Genomic DNA, 21232 nt, shown 5'->3' on the forward strand with positions numbered 1-21232 from the left:
CGGCCCTACTGATGCATTTAGGGCAGGGATTAAAGGGATACATATCTCAAATACTGCTGGTAGGCAGCACCTACCTCACGGTATTAAGTACGCTTTCTATCTCTAACGCATCAGCCATCTGGCTTGGCCTACCCATCACCTCTGCTTTTATACTCTTACCCCTTTGGCTTGCCTTGGTGCTGACGGGGGTGCTTGGCCCCCTTGTCTGGTTGTTTATCTCTCACCCGACACCTGAGCCACCCTTCTATCTCGGCTATGTTATTTTGCTTTTACTGCTGGCCCTCCCTCGATGGGAGCATGCTCGCCGCCGCGCATTACTACAGGCCACCGACCCCTATGATTGTCACTGTCGCGCCTACAACTACGAAACGCTAAAGGAGCGCTTAAACAACGAATTTCAGCGTGCTGCCATGCTTAACAAGCGCTTAGCGGTACTGGTCATTCACCTGCCACAGCTGGATATGGCCGAAGAGCAGTTCGGCTCTCGAGCTAAAATCGCGCTACTTGATACACTGTGTAGCGAAGTGATAGGTCGCTGCCGTGATCATGACATATTGGGGCGCGCTGGCGAGGCCACCTTCTGGCTGGTGCTGCCCGACACCAGTGAAAGCGGTGCGCTGCTGGTTCGTGAGCGGCTACAGCATGCACTTTCCCAGTGTGTATTGGTTGAGACCGGTCATCTTGAAGCCCGCATTGCAGCTTGTTTGCCTCATAAAGAGAGCTTCGAGCGCTATATACAACGCCTGCACGCCCGTGCTCATGCGCTGGCAAACGGATGACAGCGTATCGCCCTTCAAGGAGTCCTTCGTGTCTTTAGTCGAAACCTTTCAACAGCTCTCGCTCTCGCCTTTCATGCTTCTTCTGCTGATGCTGCTCATTTCGCTTGCAGAATCGTTAGCATTAGTGGGCCTGTTGGTGCCCGGCGTGGTGCTGATTACGGCAGTGGCCTCCCTGGCGGGGCATGAGTCTATCGGGCTAGTGTGGTTAGTAATGGCCGCCTTTTTAGGCGCGGTGATCGGCGACGGCATTAGTTTCAGGCTTGGTTATCGCCACCATGCACAAATCACTCAACGCTGGCCACTTTCCCTACATCCAGAATGGCTAGGCAGAGGCTCCCGCTTTTTTGATCGTTATGGTCTTTACTCGGTCTTTATTGGCCGATTTGTTGGCCCGGTAAGACCCGTCATTCCGCTCATAGCGGGCATGATGCGGATGCCACCCCGTAATTTTTTATGGGCAAATATCACATCTGCCGCACTGTGGGCACCTGCCTATGTACTGCCAGGCTATTTGCTCGGACGAACATGGCAAGAACACCTTGATTTACCCCCGGGCATTGAAACAGCGTTGCTCATAATAGCCGCCAGCGTGGTGGTACTCGCGGTAGTGTTCTCCTGGGGGCGAGCACAGGTGGGCCGTCATGGACGCCTCTACCTTGCTACCGCCCGTTTAGCACGTCGTATTCCGTTTATGCGCCGCCCCTGGCTTGTCATGAGCCAATCTGGCGAAGTTCCGCTCGCTTCGCTGCTGCTATTTATTATTGCCTTAACCTGCCTTTCGGGTTGGACACTGCTGGTTGTGCATCACAATGGTCCATTGACGCTCGACCTCTATATCCAACGGCTCTTTAGCTGGCTGCAAAGCGACACCCTTATCGCTATTGGTGCCGTATTTGCCAAGATTGGCGACAAGTTGGGCATTGCCGTCCTGTTGCTGCCGTGGGCACTATGGATGATCTTTTATAGAAGATGGGATGCCTTGCTGCATTGGGGAGCGGCGGTGGGAGGCGTAGCGCTTCTTAACACGCTGGGTAAAGCCATTTTCGGGCGTGCTCGGCCTGACACCCCCGATTACCTGACCGGCTCGCTCTCTTATCCGAGTGCCCATACGTCAACCTCGGTTGTCGTATTGGGCCTGGCCGCCGCGTTTATTGCCTCGGAGCTACCTCTCCAAAAACGTATCTGGATCTATTGGGTGGCGATTGCTTTGGCGGTACCAATGGCACTGTCACGGCTCGTTATTGGCGTGCACTGGTTTAGTGACCTGGTCGGCGGCGCTCTGCTTGGGCTGATGATCTGTGCGCTGGTTCGTTTAAGCTGGCAGCGCTATCCTCGAAAGCCATTAACGCCCTGCCCTTGGCTGCTATTGGGGTCGGCCTCGCTGGTGTTAATCAGCCTTCGCGTGGTTTTCTTCCCACCAGTATAAGCGGCCTAGCCTAGCGCCAGCCATAATCCGACGCCCATCATTAACGTGCCGGCAATGCGGTTAAGTAAACGAACATTGCCGCTTTTTCCCAGCGTTTTACGCAGCGTTTTACCGCCGACGGCATACACTAATAGGCTGGCAAACTCGATCAACAAAATAACCACAATCAGTAGAACCAGCTGGCTGCCAAGCGGGCGGCTGCTATCCAAAAAGGGGGGCAGCAGCACCATAAAAAATGCCCACCCCTTCGGATTAGCCACAGCGGTGACAAACCCTTGCATGGCAAGTGTTAGCCGCCCGGCGGCAGGCCCCGCATTTAGTTCACTGGGTATCGCCATACGCCCACGAGAGCGCCACATCATAATGCCCAAATAGGCCAAATAAGCGCCGCCTACCCATTTGAACACCGTGAAGAGCTCAGGCTGACGGAGCATTAAGGCGGCTACCCCGGCGCCTGCTGCTGCGGCGACCAGCCCTACACCAACCAGCTCTCCCATCATCATCCACAGCGTACGTTTCACGCCTTGGGTCATGCCCAGCACCATGGCAAGCGTCATGCACATACCCGGCGTGAGTGACACAAATAAAAACGTGGGTACAAATATAGAGAGCGTGGCCCAGTTCATTGCTTATCCTTAGACATGTTATCGGCTTCATCCTCGCCCCAGCGAGGCATCAAGGTATGCTGAATGCCCAACTGATTAAGAATACGTGCCACAATAAAATCAATGAGGTCATCAATGGATTGCGGGCGGTGATAAAACCCCGGGGCGGCAGGTAAAATAACAACCCCCATGCGGCTTAGCCCCAGCATGTGTTCCAAATGGATAGGCGAAAATGGACTCTCCCGGGGCACCAGCACTAGCGTTCGGCGCTCTTTAATCGCGACATCGGCCGCCCGCTCAATCAGGTTGTTACTTGCCCCAGTGGCAATAGCCGAGAGCGTTCCCGTCGAGCATGGGCACACCACCATAGCCGAGGCCGCTCCAGACCCGGAGGCAACAGGCGCCATCCAGTCCTCTCGCCCAAAGCAGCGGATTTGGCCAGGCGCGGCGCCGCTACGCTCTCTCAATGCAGCAGCCAGCCGTTCTGGCTGAGCAGGCAGGCTAATCTCGGTTTCCGTGGCAATCACCATGTGTGACGCTTTGGAGATCATGACCCACACTTCATGGCCTGCCTCTACCAATACGTCTATCAGCCGCAGGCCATACTGCGCCCCAGAAGCGCCCGTTAATGCCACGGTGATCGGCTTTTTGAACAGGGAATCTGTACTCACGCGTTCAATTCCTTGGCCGTTAAGGCATTTAGTAGACGTTCATGTACGCCCTCAAAGCCACCGTTGGACATCACCACAATCCGATCCAGCGGTTCGGCATGGCGAACAACCGCCTCTACCAGTGTTTCAATCTGCTGATAAAGATGAGCTTTAGCACCTTGCTCAGCTACCAGCGCCTCCATCGACCAATCAATACCGGCAGGTTGATACCAATACACCTGGTCCGCATCAGCGATGCTGTCGTTGAGTCGATCGCGTAGCGCACCTAACCGCATGGTGTTGGAGCGTGGTTCAATGACCGCCAGCAAGCGCCCTTTGGTCGTTGTGGCACGCAAGCCTTGCAAGGTCGCCGCAATCGCCGTGGGGTGATGGGCAAAGTCGTCAATGACTTGAACGCCCCCCACTTCTCCACGCACTTCCTGGCGTCGGCGTGGCGTTTCGAAACGCGCTAGTGCTGCGCACGCCCGGGCTAAATCAACTCCGCACTCGTGGGCAGCCGCCAACGCTGCCAAGGCATTTCGCGCGTTGTGAACGCCGCTTAACAACCACTCGACGACGCTATCCTCTTCGCCCCGGTCTGTGCGGTGAATCACCTGAAAACGGCTGGCATCAGGGCGCTCAAGGCAGAGCTGCCACGCACTTTGGGACTGCTCACCAAAGTGCTTAATGGGTGTCCAGGCTCCCATCGCTATGACGCGCTCTAGCGCTGGCTGTTCATCGGCTACTAGCAGGCGCCCTTGGCTGGGTACGGTGCGCACAAGGTGATGGAACTGGCGTTCAATAGCAGCTAAATCCGGAAAGATATCCGCATGATCAAACTCAAGATTATTGAGCACAGCAATATCGGGGCGATAGTGTACAAATTTGGAGCGTTTATCAAAAAAGGCCGTATCGTACTCATCTGCTTCAACAATAAAAGGCCCCTGAGGATCACCCAGCCGAGCGGAAACACCAAAGTTACGCGGCACACCGCCAATTAAAAAGCCCGGTACTTGGCCCGCGCTCTCCAATAGCCAGGCCAGTAAACTGGCGGTGGTGGTTTTACCATGGGTACCGGCGATAGCAATTACTCGCCGCCCTGGTAACACATGCTCAGCAAGCCATTGCGCTCCTGAGGTATACGGCAAACCGCTATTAAGGAGCGCCTCTACTTCCGGGTTCCCGCGTGACAGCGCATTCCCCACTACCACCAAGTCAATCGAAGCACCAAGGTGCTCTGCTCGATAACCTTCCATTAACGTAATGCCTGCTTCAGCAAGCTGAGTGCTCATCGGAGGATAGACGTTTGCATCTGACCCGCTAACCTGATGGCCCTGCTCGCGCGCGAGCAGCGCAAGACTACCCATAAAGGTGCCGCAGATACCGATAATATGGAGATGCATGGTTTCTGTCCCTGAACAACGTAATAAACACAGCTTAAAATAGCTGAAAAGACTAGCATGCTCGGCTTGTTTACTCACCCAGAAGCAAGGGTTTAAGCACACCTGGGGGTTAGAAAATGCCCCAATATACGTATAGCGAGCGTAGCCAAGTGACAAATGCGTTCGATTATTGCAGGATGCGCGCACGCTTGTTTAAAGCCCACCTGTTGGCGCGTAGCATCGCTGTTTACAATGACGTACTTTTTCTAAGAACGCTGACCCATGCCCCAGGGTTAGCGATGGAGTTTATTATGCGTGTATTAATTCGCTATTTTTTCCGTGGTGTTCGTTTGGTGCTGGCACCGGTCATGCTTATCAGTGAAAAACTCTCAACGCCTAACGCGATTGAGCGTGCCCCCGCCGATCAAGCGCGCGTCGACCAGGCTTGCCAACGTCTGGCCCTTTATCAATTCCGTACCTGCCCTTTCTGCATTAAGGTGCGTAAAGAAATTGCCCGCTTAGGACTAACCATTGAGCTGCGCGATGTTCAGCATGACCCCGCACATAAGCAGGACCTCCTTGAAGGCGGCGGCAAAACCAAAGTGCCTTGCTTAAAGATTCACCACGAAGATGGTCGCAAAGAGTGGCTGTATGAGTCTGATGATATTAATGCATGGCTGCATCAGCAATTTGGAGCTTAAAACTGTGCTTGTTAGAACCGTGCTCGATAGGCATTAACGTCAAACTGCACATCGATGTCGATTCCCTCAGCCCGGCTGGGCGCGTCGTCCAGTGCAGTTTGCAACGCCAATACGCCTTCGACACGCCCAGCAATATGAATGTGGCTGCCTTGCTGCTCAAGCTGCGTCAACGTGACGGTAACACTGCCTCCTTCAGAGGTGTAAAGCGGCGGTACGGTGGTGCTACCGATCAGTTGTACCACTTGGGCATCGATAAGCTGGTTGTCTTCAACCGCCAGGCTAATAGACAACCCTTCGTAGGCGTCCCTTTGATCAGGCTCGACAAACCCTGTGATAGTGATTTGGCGTTGATCGCCAACCTCTACAAAAGAAGCATTGGAGTCACGGCCCTGGCTCAGCACAAACCACTCCCGCGGCTCGCCGTCCAGCATGCCTTCAATAGTGTCAGACTGTGCAGTTAATGGAAGCCAACCGATTAACACCAGAATGATCCATTGATTCCATTTCATCATTTTCAGCCTGCCTTCCAGCGGGTCACTAATGGCTTTCGTGGGCTGATACCAAACGCCCGTTTATTTTTCATCTACGACTTTAGACTAGCTTGCACTCCACTATTCACTGCTACAAGCCCATTCATTCAATAGTTGAATAGGGTCTATCATTATTTCGATTGTATGACGCATTCAACACTCTCTATGTTAATAGGATAGCTTACAAGCTGACCGTGTCTGCTTTGCTGTCTCGCCAATAGCGTTTAGACGGTAATGTGAACAATAAAATTATCAATAAGACGGGAACGATTATGGCGCTCAAAAAAAAGATACTGGCCACTATTATCGGTGCAACTGTTGCGGGTAGCGCAGTGCTCCCTTTGACAGCAAACGCTGAAACGTTGCGCATTGGCTACTCCGCCGATCCGGAAACGCTTGATATTCACGAACAACTTTCCGGCGGTATGCTGCGTTTCTCCCACTTGGCGTTTGATCCTCTCGTCCGCTGGACCAAGGACTTTCAGTTTGAGCCCCGCTTGGCAACTGAATGGGTACAAACAGACGATACGCATATGCGCATGACGCTTCGTGAAGGCGTCAAGTTTCATTCGGGTAACGAGCTGACGGCTGAAGACGTGGTATGGACGATTGAGCGCTTAAAAGAGAGCCCTGACTACCGCGCCATTTTTGAGCCCATTGCTACCGCCGAAGCGGTTGATGACTACACGGTGGAAATCACGACGACGACCCCCTATCCGCTGTTGCTCAACCTGGCGACCTACATTTTTCCCATGGATAGCCAGTTCTATACTGGTGAAACCGAAAATGGCGTCGATAAAGCGGAGATCGTAAAAGCAGGCAACTCGTTTGCTTCACGCAATGTTTCCGGTACCGGCCCCTTCGTTCTTACTGACCGTCGCCAAGGCGTACGTGTCGATTTTGAACGCTTTGAAGATTATTGGGATACTGAAAGCGAAGGCAATGTCTCAAGCATTGTACTCACGCCGATTGCGGAAAACGCCGCGCGCGTAGCAGCCTTGCTCTCAGGCGGCGTCGACTTTATTGACGCTGTGCCGCCGAATGATCTGGAGCGCGTTCGTGAAGCAAGTGACGTTGAGCTTTTCGAAGTACCGGGCACGCGTATTATCGGCTTCCAGCTTAACGAAGAACAAGTTGAAGCCTTCAAAGACGTGCGCGTTCGTCAAGCCGTTGACCTTGCCATCAACCAGGAAGGCATCGCTGATCGCTTAATGCGTGGCTTTGCGACGCCTGCTGGGCAGTTTTCACCGGAAGGCTACTCCGGTCACAACCCGGATCTGGTACCACGCTATGACCTGACCCGCGCTCAAGAGCTAATGGCGGAAGCGGGTTATGAAGACGGCTTTAGCGTTGACATGATTGCGCCCAACAATCGCTACGTCAACGACGCACAAATTGCCCAAGCGGTAGCGAACATGCTATCGCGTATCAATATCAACGTTAACCTGCGCACCATGCCGCTTGCCCAGTACTGGCCAGAGTATGATACCCGTCAATCGGATATCGCCATGCTTGGCTGGCATTCGGATACTGAAGATACTGCCAACTTCTTCCAGTACCTCACCTTCTGTATTGATGAAGAGAGCGGTGCGGGCCAATACAACTATGGCAATTACTGCAATGAAGAGATCGACGCGCTGGTCACTGAAGCCGACAGCGTAACCGATCTTGAGCGGCGCAATGAAATGCTGCGTGAAGCAGAAGCCATGCTGTATGAAGATGTTGGTTTTATTACGCTGCATTGGCAGAACCTTGCGTATGCCGCTGCCGAAGGCGTTGAGATTGAACCTGTCGTTAACGCCATCGACTTCCCCTACTTGGGCGATCTCGTTATTAACCGCTAAGTTTGACTAACGGTTTGTAAATTGCCTGCACGGATGCTTCGCTCTCCAGCCAACTGGAGGGCGAAGCGCTTGTTGTGTCAAAACCCATTGCGAAATGTTTAACGGCACTGACCTCTACTTCCTTTGCTAAACACTATTACATAGGTGGCGTACGCCATGATTGCCTTTTTAATCAAGCGGCTGATGCACGCGGTATTGGTGATGTTCATCATCAGCGTGCTGGCCTTCGCCATCCAGGATAACCTGGGTGACCCGATACAGCAGATGGTTGGACAATCGGTCCCCGAAAGTGAACGAGAGGCCCTGCGCGAGCGCTTAGGGCTTAATGATTCTTTCATGGTGCAGTATGTGCGCTTTGCCAAAAATGCCGTACAAGGCGATTTTGGCAACTCCTACTTCTACCGCGAGCCAGCGCTCAGCGTTATTGCACGCCACCTGCCTGCAACGCTTGAGCTCGTCTTTGCGGCCACCTTAATTATCGTGGTTTTTTCGGCACCTATCGGGGTATACAGCGCCATTAAACCGCGCTCGATTATCTCGCGGTTTTTTATGGGGGCATCGATTATCGGTATTTCGATCCCGGTGTTCTTAACCGCGATTGTATTAATTCAAATTTTTGCTATCGGCATTACCGTCTCAATTTTTCCCGAAGGGACCGCGTGGGGGGCCTGGTTAAACAGTGCACTATCCACTCAAGGTAATATGCCCTCGTTTGGGCGCGGTTATGACCTGGTGCACGTGTTTGGCTATTGGGATACCAACCTGGCCACCTGGAGCGGCCTGCAACACCTGGTGCTGCCCGCCATTTCACTCGCCTCTATCATGCTGCCGCTGTTTATTCGCTTGATCCGCGCTGAAATGATGGAAGTACTGCAGTCTGAATACGTCAAGTATGCCCGCGCCAAGGGCATTTCAATGCGCCGCGTCTATTTTGTCCACGCGCTTAAAAACACCATGCTACCGGTGATCACCGTAGGCGGTGTTCAAATCGGCACGATGGTGGCTTACACCATTCTGACCGAAACCGTGTTCCAGTGGCCGGGCATGGGCCTGATGTTTTTGGACGCGATCAACCGGGCTGATATCCCGCTAATCGTGGCCTATCTAATGATTGTCGGTGTCATTTTCGTGGTGACCAACACCATCGTGGATTTGATTTACGGCTTTGTGAACCCCACCGTAAAACTGACGGGTAAACCCGCATGACGATGACAACAAAGAGCGTGCCCAAGAGCAAATCGCCCAGCCATTTCCAACGCTTTCGCGACTCCTATTTATGGTACAGCTTCAAGAGTGACCGCACGGCACAGCTCTGCCTGGCGGTATTTATCTGCCTGGTAGTGGCTGCGTTTGCCGCGCCTCTTATTGCCCCTACCGACCCTTACGACTTGCGTCAGATCGATATAATGGCCTCTGAGCTGCCACCGTTCTGGGTCGATGGAGCGGACGAGCGCTACTCACTGGGCACCGATGCCCAGGGCCGAGATCTGTGGTCGATTATTTTATACGGTACGCGCGTATCGCTTTTGATCGGCTTTGGTGCGGTGATCTTGCAGGCACTTTTAGGCGTAACGTTTGGCCTAATGGCAGGCTATTTGGGCGGCCGTGTGGATGCTTTTTTTATGCGTCTGGCGGATATTCAGCTGTCATTTTCCACCTTGATGGTAGCTATCGTGGTCGGTGCTGTGGTGAAGGCCACCCTGGGTAGCTCATTTTATAGTCAATACGCGGTACTGATGCTGGTACTGATTATTGGCTTGGCCGAGTGGCCACAATACGCCCGCACCGTGCGCGCTTCCGTACTTGCCGAGAAAAACAAGGAGTATGTAGACGCTGCACGAGTAATGGGACTGCGCAGCAAACGGATCATGTTCCGCCATGTGCTGCCTAATACGTTATCGCCTATTTTCGTTATTTCTACCGTGCAAATTGCCAACGCCATTATTTCTGAAGCGGCGCTGTCGTTTTTAGGCCTGGGAATGCCCGAGACCCACCCATCGCTTGGTTCGTTAATCAAGGCAGGTTTTGACTACATTCAGTCAGGCTCCTGGTGGATCACGCTAATTCCCGGTGCGGTACTGGTAGTGCTGGTGCTGTCTATCAATCTATTGGGCGACTGGCTGCGCGATGTCATGAACCCACGACTCTATAAAGGCTGAGGGCACCATGGCATTACTTGAAGTTTCCCAACTGGATGTACGTTTTGGCCTGCGCCAGGGCGAAGTACGTGCACTGCGTGATGTTAGCTTTACGCTAGAGCGCGGTGAGCGTTTAGGCATTGTAGGCGAGTCTGGTGCCGGCAAATCGGTTGCGGCGTTTTCGCTGCTTAATCTGATTGCCAAGCCCGGATTTATTGCCGGTGGCAGTATTACGTTTGAAGGACAAACGCTGAATACCATGTCGGAGCGCGGGCTGCGTAAAATACGTGGCAACCGCATTTCAATGATCTTCCAGGACCCAATGATGACGCTGAACCCGGTGTTATCAATTGGCGCTCAGATGGTGGAGTGTCTAAAAGCTCACCGACGGATTTCCTCTAAAGAGGCCCGCGCCATTGCACTGGATAAATTACGCCAAGTGCAAATTCCCTCACCGGAAAAGCGTCTGGAACAATACCCTCATGAACTTTCCGGCGGCATGCGACAGCGCATTATTATTGCCATTGCGTTGCTGCTTGACCCGGACATCATTATTGCCGATGAGCCTACAACAGCACTGGATGTTACCATTCAGGCAGAAATCATGGCGCTTTTGCTGGATCTCTGCGAACAGCACAATGTCGGGCTTATTTTGATTACTCACGACCTTGGCGTCGTGAGTCAGGTCACTCAACGCATGCTGGTCATGTACGCCGGTCGCGTGATTGAGCAAGGACCCACGCGTGAGATCATTAATGACCCGCAGCATCCTTACACCCAAGGGCTGATTAATGCCCTGCCCCAGATGGCAACACCCGGTGAAAGACTGAATCAGATCCGTGGCAGCATGCCTTCACTTTCCAACCTACCTAGCGGCTGCGCCTTTCATCCGCGCTGCGACTTTATTAAGCGCGCCGATGGGCAAACCCGCCCCTCTTGTATTGAGCAAGTGCCCGGATTTGTACAAGCGGGCAACTGCCAGGTAGCTTGCCATATGGTGGCTGAACTGCTGGAAGATCGTCGTTTAAAGGAGGAAAGCCAATGAGTACGCAGGCAAGTGCGATGGCAGAGCATCACATCCCCGCTGAAAACGTCGAAGAAGCCCAGACACTTCTGCAAATCCGCGATCTCAAAAAGCGGTTTTCGCTGTCAGGCGACTTTCTTGATCAGCTGCGATTTAAAGGCGGCAAGCTCGTTCGTCACCAGGAACACGTACACGCTATTAATGGCGTGAACCTGGAGATAATGCGTGGCGAAGCACTCTGCGTCGTCGGCGAATCCGGCTGCGGAAAATCGACCGTTGCCCGTACGGTCATGGGGCTCATTACGCCATCTGAAGGCGAGATTCACTATGATGGTCAGCGCATTGACCATTTAAGCTCGCGCCAATTGCTGCCGTATCGCAAGCGCATGCAGATGATTTTCCAGAACCCTTACGCGTCGCTTAATCCGCGGATGACCATCCAGCAAACACTGGAAGAGCCACTGCGCTTGCACCACCCCGCATGGAACCGCCAGCAGATCGCCGATAAGGTCGAAGAGGTAATGAGCTCGGTGGGCATTGACCCAGATTGGGGTAAGCGATTTGGTCATGAATTCTCCGGTGGCCAGCGTCAACGTATTGCCATTGCGCGAGCGCTGGCAGTGGACCCTGAGTTTATTGTTGCCGATGAGCCCATTTCAGCGCTGGATGTCTCTATTCAGGCACAGGTGCTGAACCTGTTGATGGAAGCCCAGCACGCGCGCAATTTGACCTACCTGTTTATTACCCATGACCTTGCGGTAGTGGAGCATTTTGGTACGCGGGTTGCCGTGATGTATCTGGGCACCGTGTGCGAAATAGCCACGACCTCGACCCTGTTCGCCAAGCCCCGCCACCCTTACACCCAAGCACTCCTTTCATCTATTCCGCGCCTTGAAGATGACCGGCCGCAGCATATTCGCCTTAAAGGTGAGGTGCCAACGCCGGTTAACTTACCGAGCGGCTGTGTTTTTCATGGTCGCTGCCCGTATGCCAATGCGCGCTGCATTCAAGAAATCCCGCAATTAAAAATGCAGGATGACGGCACGCGTGTAGCCTGCCACGCTGTTGAGGAAGGCCGCCTATGAAGCGTAGGCATTTACTGGCCAGTCACGCCATCTCACTGCGAGGTAAAGCATGGAAATTCGCTGGCTAGAAGACTTTATTGCCCTGGCCAGGACTCGGCACTTTTCACGTGCCGCCGATGATCAAAACGTAACCCAGCCGACCTTCTCTAGACGGATTAAACTGTTGGAAGAAGAGATGGGCATTACGCTCATTAATCGCCAAACGCTACCGCTTTCGTTAACCCCCGCCGGTGAGGAGTTCCTCACCTTATGCGAACAGGTAACGGAGCGCGTTCGTTTAACGCGTGACCGATTGCGCGAGATTAATGCCGGTCAACAGCGGCGCATTATGGTGGCCGCCCCGCAAAGCCTGCTGGGGAATTTCCTGCCTGAATGGCTAGCATCTACCGGCTGGCAGGACCATGTACAGCCCTACCTGCGCGCTACCGGGTGGATTGCTCACGACTATTTTCAAGCGTTAATGCGCGCAGAGTGCGACCTGGCTATCTGTTATTGGCCTGTCGGGCGATGCGACCTGGATATCGATACAAGCGCTTGTACCTATCGGGTGATCGGCCATGAGCGGCTAATTCCCGTGACAGGGTTTGCTCCTCAAGGCGAGCCTTGTACCGTTTTGCCGGGCACACGCCAGCAGCCCTCGCCTTGGCTTGCCTACCCCAAGCGAGGCCTGCTGGGCTCTGCGATAAAGGCACACCTGGCCAGATTACCTCAAAGCACCCACCTGGTGGCACAAAGTGAAAATCTGTACGCGGCAGGTATAAAAGAGCTGGTACTGCTGGGATATGGCATGAGCTGGCTGCCAGAGCGCAACGTTTCACATGAGCTCGCCCAAGGCACCCTCGTCAGAGCAGGCGATAGCCGCTGGGATGTGCCCATGGAGCTGCGCCTATACCGCCATCAGCATCAGCACCATGCAGAACTAGACAAACTCTGGAGCGAACTCGCCCCGTCACGTAGTTAACAGGATAGATTTTCATGTCAACAACGCTTTTTAACCTGCAGCTTGATCATATCGTTCATTTACAGCATGCCTATGAGCAGGTGTTAGCAAAGTACGGCTTTGACAGTCTGGTGATTTATAGCGGCCACGCCAGCCATCATTTTGCTGACGATCATGCCGCCTCTTTCCAAACCTATGGCCATTTTATGCACTGGGTAGGCCTTGCGGACATTCAGCACAGCTGGCTAGTCATTGAGCCTGGTAAAAAACCGCAGTTTTATCTGCATGCGCCCGCTGATTTTTGGCATCAGCCTACTCAGCTACCCGATGAGCCCTGGCTATCCGTCATTGATGTACATCAGTGTGCCCACGCACGCGCGCCTCATTTAGAGGGCCGCAGCGCCGTCATCGGCGATATAGCAAGCACGGCGCCCGATATTCGGCAAGTACTGAACGCTGAAACAGCCCCTGATGAGGTTGTGCGCGCGCTTGATGAACTTCGCATGTTCAAAACACCTTACGAAGTTGCCTGTCTACGAGAAGCCAATCACCTTGCAATAGCAGGTCACGAGGCCGCCCAAGCCGCCTTTATTGGCGCTTCAGGCGAGCTCGATATTCAACTGGCCTACCTAGCGGCTAGCCGACAGCGCGAATCTAACGTTCCTTACCAGAATATTATTGGTTTGAATGGACATGCAGGCGTCCTGCACTACCAACATTACGATATAACACCACCCAGCCAGCGCTACAGCTTGTTAGTAGATGCCGGGCGACGCTTTAGAGGTTACTGCGCAGATATCACCCGCACCCACGCAGGGCCTGATGCCCCCGCGATTTTTGAAGAGCTGGTAACGGCGCTACACCATCTAAAAGATGACATTATTAGTCGCATCGAACCGGACACCTCTTTTGTTGAGCTACACCAGCAAATGCACCAAGCCCTGGGAAGCGTTCTCGTTGCCCATGACATATTTAAAGGCACCGTCGAGCAAGCGGTAAGTGAAGGAGTCACTCGCGCCTTCTGCCCACACGGTTTAGGTCACTCCTTGGGGCTTCAAGTGCATGACGTAGCCGGTTTACGTCACCCTGATGGCTCAGCGGCCCCCGCCCCCAGCGAACATCCCGCCCTGCGCTTAACGCGTATTTTGAAACCCGGCATGGTAGTAACCGTTGAGCCAGGACTCTACTTTATTCCGATGCTCCTAAACCCGTTGCGCGACACATCGCTTCCAGTTAACTGGACGCTGGTGGATCAGTTAATGTCCTGTGGTGGTATTCGTATCGAGGATAACGTAGTGGTCACTGAAAATGGTTACGATAAACTGACCCCATAAGGCCCGTAGCAGAACCTGTTGTTAAGCCGTAACAAAAACACCCGGCGCAAGGCCGGGTGTTAGATGATATTTTAAAGCTGGCTTATGCCTTAGAAACGGAACGTCACGCCACCGCCGATGGTGACCGGGTCCATATCGACTTTACCGATATGCTCGCCATCACGTTTGATCTCGCCATCAACATCCGCATAGCTTACGTAGCCATTCAGTAACACGTTCTGGGTGACTGCTAAATCCACACCGGCTTGGCCGATAGCGCCATAGCTTCTGCGTACGTCAATATTGTCAGGACCACCCGAGAAGCGTGTGTAGTTAAGACCTGCACCAACGTACGGCTGAACACGTGAATCCAGCCCACCCATGGGGTAGTAATTTACCAATAGATTTACGGGTAAGCGGTCAATGCTTCCCAGGTCTTGTGATGCCGCATTGAGCTGATGTTCAAACTTTTCAGAACTATTAAGCTCAACACCCACTTTATCAGTAAATAGATAACCAGCGCCGAACGTGAAGCCTGTCTCGCTTTGAACGTTCAGTGACTCTCCATTGATATTACCGTTGCCTGATCCTGTATCGGTTTGAGCGACGCCACCACGAACAAATGCATCGCCAGCGTTGTACGCTAAGGCAGCCTGGCTTGCCAGTGCTAAGCCAGCAGTTACCACAGCGGCTGAAATTAATTTCATATTGCTCATTAGGTTCACCCTCTATGCATTTTAGCTTGGGATTGGTGCCGACCAACCGGCTTACCTATACAATATATACCAATCGAACAGTGTTTCCAAATTTCTTGTGACATTCTTGTTATATGTTGAAAATGTTAGCTCTTTTTCTTCAAACATAAAAAAAAGCCCCCCGAAGGGGACCCAAGTGGAGCACGCCAGCTCACACGGTGTATCGCAAAACGGTCATTACCGTGGCGATGTAGCAAAGAAGGAAGAGCATCCAATGTGGCTAGTGATGCTGTTCATTTGCTTCTTACTTACGATATAGCCAACTGCGTGCCAACACCCTAAAAATCATTAAAATACAAAAACATATACAAAGATCCCGTACTCAACTCGCCTACCTCAATGTCTCATGCGAAGAAAGTGCACCAACCCTGTCCGTACTTAGGTAGTTTTGCCCCATATGTGTACCCATTGGGTCTTGGTGCTTCTATTTAACGCCATCGGAATTGGCTGTTGGCCCCGACACCTACCCTCACGTACACTTGTTTGAATACGTTTTCGACCCGTCGAGGCACTCTTCATGGCGTTTGACTCTACTTCTTCCTACATTGCCACTGATGCACTAAAGCAAGCGGTTAACGCGGCGATTGTTCTTGAACGGCCGTTGCTGATTAAGGGCGAGCCTGGCACCGGCAAAACCCAGCTCGCGGAAGAGCTGGCCGAGTCATTGGGCACTCAGCTAATTACCTGGCATATTAAATCCAGTACCAAGGCCGCCCAAGGGCTTTATGAGTACGATGCGGTTAGCCGGCTGCGCGATTCTCAGCTAGGTGTCGAAGGCGTGGAGAACGTAGCCAACTACATAAAGCCCGGCAAACTGTGGGAAGCCTTTACGGCCGATGAACGTGTCGTGCTTTTGATCGACGAGATAGACAAGGCCGATATCGAGTTTCCGAACGACTTGCTCCAGGAACTGGATCGCATGGAGTTCCACGTTTACGAGACCGGTGAAACGATCCGAGCCGATCAACGCCCCATTATTATCATCACGTCCAATAATGAAAAAGAGCTACCCGATGCATTTCTGCGCCGCTGCTTTTTTCATTACATTGAATTTCCCGACCGAGCCACTCTGCAGGCGATAGTGGATGTGCACTTTCCGGATATTGCACCGCGGCTGGTCGGCGAAGCGCTGAACGTATTTTTCGAACTACGTGATGCGCCCGGCCTTAAGAAGAAACCTTCAACCTCTGAACTGGTTGATTGGCTTAAGCTGCTAATGGCGGATGAAATTGCCCAGGAAGCGCTCTACAACCGCGACCCAGCCAAGGCGCTGCCGCCCATGGCCGGCGCACTGGTTAAAAACGAGCAGGATACGCAGCTGCTTGAACGCCTAGCGTTTATGTTACGCCGCCAGAAAGGCACAGGTCGTTAAGCCATGTTTATTGGTCTGTTCGAAACCTTAAAGCGTGCGGGCGTGCCTGTGTCGCTGCGTGAGTTATTAGACCTGCACGCGGTGGTTGAACGTGGCGTCGTATTCGCCGATATGGAAGCATTTTACCAAGTCGCTCGCACGGTAATGGTAAAAGACGAACGCCACTTTGACCGTTTTGATCGTGCGTTTGCCGCCTGGTTTAAAGGCATTGAAGACATGGATGCTGCCATTGAGGCGTTGATTCCTGATGACTGGCTGCGCCGGGAATTCGAAAAGCAGCTGTCTGATGAAGAGAAAGCCAACATTGAATCGCTCGGCGGTCTGGAAGCGCTGATCGAAGCCTTTAAAAAACGCCTGGAGGAGCAAAAAGAGCGCCATGCAGGCGGTAACAAGTGGATTGGCACAGGCGGCACTAGCCCATTTGGCGCCTATGGCTATAACCCTGAAGGCATTCGTATCGGCCAGGAAGGCTCACGCCATCGCCGCGCAACAAAGGTCTGGGATGAACGGCGCTTTCGCGACTATGACGATTCGCTGGAGCTGGGTACCCGCAATATCAAAATGGCGCTGCGCCGATTACGCAAGTTCGCCCGCCAGGGTGCTTTGGAAGAGTTCGATGTCGACAGTACCATTCGTGAAACAGCGCGCGATGGGGGCTTACTAAACGTTCAGATGCGCCCTGAGCGCCACAACGCTGTTAAGGTGCTGCTGTTTCTGGATGTAGGCGGCTCCATGGATGACCACATTCGCGTTTGTGAGGAGCTGTTTTCGGCTGCCCGCTCCGAATTCAAGCATCTTGAACACTACTACTTTCATAACTGTTTATACGAAGGGGTCTGGCGACATAATTCAAGACGCGGCAGCGAGCGCATCCCCACCATGGACGTGCTCCACACTTACGGCGCGGATTATCAGGTAGTCATCGTGGGCGATGCGGCCATGTCACCTTATGAGATTACTCACCGAGGTGGCAGCGTCGAGCATTTTAATGAAGAGCCCGGCGGCACATGGCTGAAACGCGTCTGCGAGACCTTTCCCCACTTGGCATGGCTTAACCCCATGCCACCTCGCGCTTGGGAGTACACGTATTCCACGCAGTTGATTCGTGACATTATTGAGGACCGCATGTACCCCATGACACTGGAAGGGCTGGAAAGCGCCATGCGCGAGCTGGCCAAAAAGTAGCCTCGGCCAGCTCACAGGATAAGCATGCTCAGAGCGTTGCGGGAAACTGGTTCAAGCCGTTTAGAAAGTCCTGCTTGGCGCTTTCAAATGCTTTTGGGTCGTGCTTAAAGCGTCGTAAAATGAGCGCCTCATCCAACGCAACGGTCGCGGCCAGCTCGCCTGCATTACTGGCCGGATGGCGGCCGCTTAAGCCAATGCGCTTGCTGTCAACGCCATCAAACCAGCGCTTGATACCGCTCGCCTGATAAACCGCCTCCTGCTCCGCATTATCTACCTCAACGCGCAGCGGCGCTTTAAGCGCCAATTCGCTGATAAGCCGCTGCTTGGCGCCTTGCTCAAACTCGCAGGCGTGAGTAATCGTCATGCCTTCGCCCGCCTCATCCAATACCAACAGCGCCAGCGCCAACGGCTTACCAGCACCATCAACACCCGCAACCAAACGGGCTATTTCCTGGGTAAACAGCACCTTGCGCGTACCGGCAAACACCACCAGCGGGGTTAATCCTGCCTGCTGACCATAAACGCTAGCGCACAGTTGCGCTAAACAGGCATCTCGCTGCCCCGCTTCTTTAATCTGAACTACCTTCATGACGCTCTCTTTTACGCTGTTGCGACCAGTATCAGCTACGTTAACGCCGCAAGGTTAGAGGATACCGACGCGGCATACCAGCCAGAATTTATCCTTATGACAGCATCAGCAAAGACACAACCGCAAGGCAAACGACCAGCGCCGCTTGCTATCAGACCATTAAGCTTGCTGGATAAGCTTAATAATTGCCTCTATTTCCAAATGCGCCTCCAGCGAATCCGCTAAACGCTCAAGCTCTTTTTCGCGATGGGCCAGGTAATCCACTTGGCCTACTTCGGTCAGCCCAAAGCGCTTCAAGAGCGCTTGGCACGCATCAGGATGGTCAAACAAGCCGTGCAGATAGGTACCCATTATTTGTCCATCGTCACTAACAGCCCCTTCGTGACGGTTTTCCAAATCAAATAGCGGGTTCGCCAGCGCCGCGCCCTCGCTAACCCCATTATGGATCTCATAACCGGTGACACTGGCCCCTTCAGGCAGCAGCTGACCCACAACGTTACGCAACTGCTTGCCCGAGACCATCTGCGTGGTAAGCGACAATAACCCAAGCCCCGCAACGCGCGCTGGTGGACCTTCAAGGCCCTCTGCGTCTTCTACCCATTCGCCCAACATTTGAAAACCGCCGCAAATACCCAGCAGTTTGCCGCCATAACGCAGATGACGTTTAATGGCCGCCTCCCATCCTTGGCGCTTTAGCCACGCCAGATCGTGGGCAGTACTCTTGCTGCCCGGCAATATGATGACATCCGCCGCGGGAATCGGTTGGTCCGGTCCAATAAAATACAACGCCACGTGAGGATGAAGGCGCAGCGGGTCAAAATCGGTATGGTTACTGATACGTGGAAGCGCCGGCACAACAATAGTTAATGGCGCTACCTGTGCTGTTTTTTGGGTGAGGCCAACGCTATCCTCAGCATCCAGTAATAATCCCTGTAGATACGGCAAGGTGCCGAACACAGGTTTACCTGTCCGCTGGGTCAACCACTCAAGCCCCGGGTTAAGCAGGCCCATATCACCCCGAAACCGATTAACGATAAATCCCTTGGTACGCGCCTGCTCGCTTTTACTGAGCAACTCAAGCGTGCCTACCAACTGGGCAAATACGCCCCCTCGATCAATATCGCCGACCAGTAATACGGGGCAATCTGCCTCCTCCGCAAACCCCATATTCGCGATATCGCCCTTTCGCAGATTAATTTCGGCAGGGCTGCCCGCCCCTTCGGCAATAATGACATCATAACGGCGCTGCAATGCATGCCAAGCGGCCATGACACTTTCCTGAGCAGTCTGCTTAAAGGCGTGGTAATCCAGCGCTCCCATATGGCCGTACACCTTGCCGCGCAAAATTACCTGAGCACCGCGGTCCGATTCCGGCTTAAGCAGCACAGGGTTCATATCGCTATGAGGCGCAACGCCAGCGGCCTGTGCTTGTAGAGCGGTAGAGCGGCCGATTTCTCCGCCATCTTCCGTTACGGCACTGTTCAATGCCATGTTTTGAGGCTTGAAAGGAGCCACACGAAAGCCTCGACGTTTAAGCACTCGGCATAGCCCGGCGACCACGGTGCTCTTACCTGCATCTGACGTGGTGCCTTGAATCATTAAGGTGGCCATGCGACATGCTCCATACGTTCAGTTAGCCCAGCAAAGGCCGAACTGTAGCGAGCACTCTACAAGGATGCAACGCACATCAAGGGCAAAGAAGACCATCCTTGCGGCGGCGCCCCCAGCAGGCTTAGCGATTCAAACAAGCGCTTTACGCGCCTTCAGCCCTCCTGGCGTGATAAAGCATCTGATTGTTTAACCTGAAAACAGAGATGGAAGTTGCTTAATAACGCCGGCATGGGCTCATCTTCTGTGAGCCTGTCGGGCGGGTTTAACGTAAACATGTGGTTGTTCATCAGCGTGGCCAGTACCGTACTGGTCACCAGCAGGACGATATTTCTTCCGGGGCAAATACCCGGCCCCCCGCTAAAAGGCAGCAGTGGCCAGTGCTTAAGTTGCTCAGGGTTTAGCCAAATATCGGGCGCAAAGCGGTTGGCGATGTCCGATGTGCGGTCATCACGGTGAAAATAGGGCGCATGGATAAGCAGCGTGGTATTGGTAGGCATTTCGCCTTGCGACCAGCACGTTCGCTCTGTTGTTTCGCGCAGAATAAGGGGCGTTGTTGGCCACAACCGCAAGGCTTCCAGCACACAGGCTTGTAAAAAGGGGTTGTCTGGCGGTGGGGAGAGGTTAATTTCACGCTGAGCCCGTTCAGCCTGAGCCGGATGGGCGCATAGCAGCGCCAACGCTCGAAACGTCGCCATGCCGGCAGGCTCAAACGCGAATAGCCACTGAGGCATCTGGTCCACAGGTTTTGCCTGGCTCCCGGTGGCGTAATGGGACACCTTCGCCGCTAGGCTATTGGTTTCAGCCTGCTCGACATAGTGCGCTAAACGGTTATGAAATTTTTGCCGTAACCGCTTGCGCTTGGGACGCATGAATCCCCAATTAGCAGCCTTACGCAGTTGAATAAGTTCCTGGGTGAGCGAGTAATCATCCCGAGCAGCATCCCCCAACACCACGCGACGCACGACACGGTTCCAGGCATCAAAAAACAAGGGCCAGTCCAGCTTGTTATTATGCTGATAAACGGCCTTTAAGAGTGCGTTTACCTCCTGCTCAGTCACTTGGGTAAAGTGATCAGAAAAACGGTGCATCGGACAACCGCTTTCTAGAACGTCTTCATTTAACCGCCGCCGCTCTTCGCGGGCCTTACCCTTTGAGATCAACGCTACATCCGGTTCAAAATGGGCAAGTGCGCTCTTTTTTGCTGATTCAGCCGTGGCGAAGGGCTCGGGCGTTTCCTCTATTACCCGGGTTGCATCATCCGAGTCTAATATCAATGCCATGGGTTTGAACGGTGTTTTAAAAA

The 21232-nt window shown here is 53.4% G+C and carries 20 protein-coding genes; 12 read left to right on the top strand and 8 right to left on the bottom strand.

What is annotated here, in order from left to right; genetic code table 11:
• Both ACT3R4_RS16500 and ACT3R4_RS16505 read left to right on the top strand, forming a co-directional pair.
• The coding region (locus ACT3R4_RS16500) for a diguanylate cyclase domain-containing protein (RefSeq protein WP_496201239.1) at nt 1-779 on the top strand (779 nt) is incomplete at its 5' end.
• A gap of 28 nt (nt 780-807) precedes the next feature.
• On the top strand, nt 808-2205 hold the full coding sequence (locus ACT3R4_RS16505; RefSeq protein WP_441679818.1) for a bifunctional DedA family/phosphatase PAP2 family protein: 1398 nt from the start codon (nt 808-810) through the stop codon (nt 2203-2205).
• Between the two features lie 5 nt (nt 2206-2210).
• Here ACT3R4_RS16505 and ACT3R4_RS16510 read toward each other — a convergent pair whose 3' ends face one another.
• From ACT3R4_RS16510 to mpl, 3 genes are read right to left on the bottom strand one after another with little or no spacing between them, the layout of a single operon-like run.
• The gene (locus ACT3R4_RS16510; RefSeq protein ID WP_172118359.1) at nt 2211-2831 is read right to left on the bottom strand and encodes a LysE family translocator; all 621 of its coding nucleotides are present in this window, start codon (nt 2829-2831) and stop codon (nt 2211-2213) included.
• The gene (locus ACT3R4_RS16515) at nt 2828-3481 is read right to left on the bottom strand and encodes a flavin prenyltransferase UbiX (RefSeq protein ID WP_441679820.1); all 654 of its coding nucleotides are present in this window, start codon (nt 3479-3481) and stop codon (nt 2828-2830) included. Before ACT3R4_RS16515 ends, ACT3R4_RS16510 begins: the two co-directional genes overlap by 4 nt.
• Nucleotides 3478-4863: a UDP-N-acetylmuramate:L-alanyl-gamma-D-glutamyl-meso-diaminopimelate ligase gene (mpl, locus tag ACT3R4_RS16520; protein WP_441679822.1), complete on the bottom strand. Its 1386-nt coding sequence runs from the start codon at nt 4861-4863 to the stop codon at nt 3478-3480. Before mpl ends, ACT3R4_RS16515 begins: the two co-directional genes overlap by 4 nt.
• A gap of 290 nt (nt 4864-5153) precedes the next feature.
• Between mpl and ACT3R4_RS16525 the strand changes: the two genes are divergently transcribed.
• On the top strand, nt 5154-5543 hold the full coding sequence (locus ACT3R4_RS16525; protein ID WP_441679824.1) for a glutaredoxin family protein: 390 nt from the start codon (nt 5154-5156) through the stop codon (nt 5541-5543).
• Nucleotides 5544-5554: 11 nt separating this feature from the next.
• On the opposite strand, the gene ACT3R4_RS16530 is transcribed toward ACT3R4_RS16525, so the two are convergent.
• The gene (locus tag ACT3R4_RS16530) at nt 5555-6055 is read right to left on the bottom strand and encodes a hypothetical protein (protein ID WP_441679826.1); all 501 of its coding nucleotides are present in this window, start codon (nt 6053-6055) and stop codon (nt 5555-5557) included.
• A gap of 290 nt (nt 6056-6345) precedes the next feature.
• Here ACT3R4_RS16530 and ACT3R4_RS16535 point away from each other — a divergent pair, with 290 nt between their 5' ends.
• The 7 genes from ACT3R4_RS16535 to pepQ all read left to right on the top strand — a co-directional run bounded on the left by ACT3R4_RS16535 (nt 6346) and on the right by pepQ (nt 14438).
• Nucleotides 6346-7917 carry an ABC transporter substrate-binding protein gene (locus ACT3R4_RS16535; RefSeq protein ID WP_441679828.1) on the top strand — a complete coding sequence of 524 codons (1572 nt, stop codon included), beginning with the start codon at nt 6346-6348 and terminating at the stop codon, nt 7915-7917.
• 156 nt (nt 7918-8073) lie between these two features.
• The gene (locus ACT3R4_RS16540; protein ID WP_172118203.1) at nt 8074-9123 is read left to right on the top strand and encodes an ABC transporter permease; all 1050 of its coding nucleotides are present in this window, start codon (nt 8074-8076) and stop codon (nt 9121-9123) included.
• Nucleotides 9120-10076 carry an ABC transporter permease gene (locus tag ACT3R4_RS16545; RefSeq protein WP_172118204.1) on the top strand — a complete coding sequence of 319 codons (957 nt, stop codon included), beginning with the start codon at nt 9120-9122 and terminating at the stop codon, nt 10074-10076. The genes ACT3R4_RS16540 and ACT3R4_RS16545 overlap by 4 nt, the downstream gene beginning before the upstream one ends.
• Before the next feature lie 7 nt (nt 10077-10083).
• Nucleotides 10084-11100, top strand: a complete 1017-nt coding sequence (locus tag ACT3R4_RS16550; protein WP_441679830.1) for an ABC transporter ATP-binding protein — start codon at nt 10084-10086, stop codon at nt 11098-11100.
• Between the two features lie 17 nt (nt 11101-11117).
• Nucleotides 11118-12164 carry an ABC transporter ATP-binding protein gene (locus ACT3R4_RS16555; protein WP_172118343.1) on the top strand — a complete coding sequence of 349 codons (1047 nt, stop codon included), beginning with the start codon at nt 11118-11120 and terminating at the stop codon, nt 12162-12164.
• A gap of 49 nt (nt 12165-12213) precedes the next feature.
• The gene (locus ACT3R4_RS16560) at nt 12214-13125 is read left to right on the top strand and encodes a LysR family transcriptional regulator (RefSeq protein ID WP_441679832.1); all 912 of its coding nucleotides are present in this window, start codon (nt 12214-12216) and stop codon (nt 13123-13125) included.
• A 14-nt stretch (nt 13126-13139) separates the two neighbouring features.
• Nucleotides 13140-14438 carry a Xaa-Pro dipeptidase gene (gene pepQ, locus ACT3R4_RS16565; protein WP_441679834.1) on the top strand — a complete coding sequence of 433 codons (1299 nt, stop codon included), beginning with the start codon at nt 13140-13142 and terminating at the stop codon, nt 14436-14438.
• A gap of 89 nt (nt 14439-14527) precedes the next feature.
• Here pepQ and ACT3R4_RS16570 read toward each other — a convergent pair whose 3' ends face one another.
• Nucleotides 14528-15133 carry an OmpW/AlkL family protein gene (locus ACT3R4_RS16570; protein WP_172118208.1) on the bottom strand — a complete coding sequence of 202 codons (606 nt, stop codon included), beginning with the start codon at nt 15131-15133 and terminating at the stop codon, nt 14528-14530.
• Between the two features lie 556 nt (nt 15134-15689).
• Here ACT3R4_RS16570 and ACT3R4_RS16575 point away from each other — a divergent pair.
• Nucleotides 15690-16544, top strand: coding sequence for an AAA family ATPase (locus ACT3R4_RS16575; protein WP_441679836.1), 855 nt, complete (start codon nt 15690-15692; stop codon nt 16542-16544).
• 3 nt (nt 16545-16547) lie between these two features.
• On the top strand, nt 16548-17729 hold the full coding sequence (locus ACT3R4_RS16580; protein ID WP_441679838.1) for a vWA domain-containing protein: 1182 nt from the start codon (nt 16548-16550) through the stop codon (nt 17727-17729).
• A gap of 28 nt (nt 17730-17757) precedes the next feature.
• Here the strand turns inward: ACT3R4_RS16580 and ACT3R4_RS16585 are convergent, their stop codons facing one another.
• From ACT3R4_RS16585 to ACT3R4_RS16595, 3 genes are all read right to left on the bottom strand, one after another.
• Nucleotides 17758-18318, bottom strand: coding sequence for a hypothetical protein (locus tag ACT3R4_RS16585; protein WP_441679840.1), 561 nt, complete (start codon nt 18316-18318; stop codon nt 17758-17760).
• Between the two features lie 159 nt (nt 18319-18477).
• Nucleotides 18478-19929: a cobyric acid synthase gene (locus tag ACT3R4_RS16590; RefSeq protein ID WP_441679842.1), complete on the bottom strand. Its 1452-nt coding sequence runs from the start codon at nt 19927-19929 to the stop codon at nt 18478-18480.
• A gap of 152 nt (nt 19930-20081) precedes the next feature.
• On the bottom strand, nt 20082-21232 hold a 1151-nt coding region (locus tag ACT3R4_RS16595; RefSeq protein ID WP_496201240.1), incomplete at its 5' end, for a cytochrome P450.

It is taken from the genome of Halomonas sp. AOP7-E1-9 (assembly GCF_052376035.1).
Taxonomy (GTDB): Bacteria; Pseudomonadota; Gammaproteobacteria; order Pseudomonadales; family Halomonadaceae; genus Vreelandella; species Vreelandella citrativorans.

Bases quoted from the DNA above. Each gene is read 5' to 3' on its own strand.
- ACT3R4_RS16510 (WP_172118359.1), bottom strand. From the start codon at position 2,831: ATGAACTGGGCCACGCTCTCTATATTTGTACCCACGTTTTTATTTGTG.
- mpl (WP_441679822.1), bottom strand. From the start codon at position 4,863: ATGCATCTCCATATTATCGGTATCTGCGGCACCTTTATGGGTAGTCTT.
- ACT3R4_RS16525 (WP_441679824.1), top strand. From the start codon at position 5,154: ATGCGTGTATTAATTCGCTATTTTTTCCGTGGTGTTCGTTTGGTGCTG.
- ACT3R4_RS16530 (WP_441679826.1), bottom strand. From the start codon at position 6,055: ATGATGAAATGGAATCAATGGATCATTCTGGTGTTAATCGGTTGGCTT.
- ACT3R4_RS16535 (WP_441679828.1), top strand. From the start codon at position 6,346: ATGGCGCTCAAAAAAAAGATACTGGCCACTATTATCGGTGCAACTGTT.
- ACT3R4_RS16540 (WP_172118203.1), top strand. From the start codon at position 8,074: ATGATTGCCTTTTTAATCAAGCGGCTGATGCACGCGGTATTGGTGATG.
- ACT3R4_RS16545 (WP_172118204.1), top strand. From the start codon at position 9,120: ATGACGATGACAACAAAGAGCGTGCCCAAGAGCAAATCGCCCAGCCAT.
- ACT3R4_RS16550 (WP_441679830.1), top strand. From the start codon at position 10,084: ATGGCATTACTTGAAGTTTCCCAACTGGATGTACGTTTTGGCCTGCGC.
- ACT3R4_RS16555 (WP_172118343.1), top strand. From the start codon at position 11,118: ATGGCAGAGCATCACATCCCCGCTGAAAACGTCGAAGAAGCCCAGACA.
- ACT3R4_RS16560 (WP_441679832.1), top strand. From the start codon at position 12,214: ATGGAAATTCGCTGGCTAGAAGACTTTATTGCCCTGGCCAGGACTCGG.
- pepQ (WP_441679834.1), top strand. From the start codon at position 13,140: ATGTCAACAACGCTTTTTAACCTGCAGCTTGATCATATCGTTCATTTA.
- ACT3R4_RS16570 (WP_172118208.1), bottom strand. From the start codon at position 15,133: ATGAGCAATATGAAATTAATTTCAGCCGCTGTGGTAACTGCTGGCTTA.
- ACT3R4_RS16575 (WP_441679836.1), top strand. From the start codon at position 15,690: ATGGCGTTTGACTCTACTTCTTCCTACATTGCCACTGATGCACTAAAG.
- ACT3R4_RS16580 (WP_441679838.1), top strand. From the start codon at position 16,548: ATGTTTATTGGTCTGTTCGAAACCTTAAAGCGTGCGGGCGTGCCTGTG.
- ACT3R4_RS16585 (WP_441679840.1), bottom strand. From the start codon at position 18,318: ATGAAGGTAGTTCAGATTAAAGAAGCGGGGCAGCGAGATGCCTGTTTA.
- ACT3R4_RS16590 (WP_441679842.1), bottom strand. From the start codon at position 19,929: ATGGCCACCTTAATGATTCAAGGCACCACGTCAGATGCAGGTAAGAGC.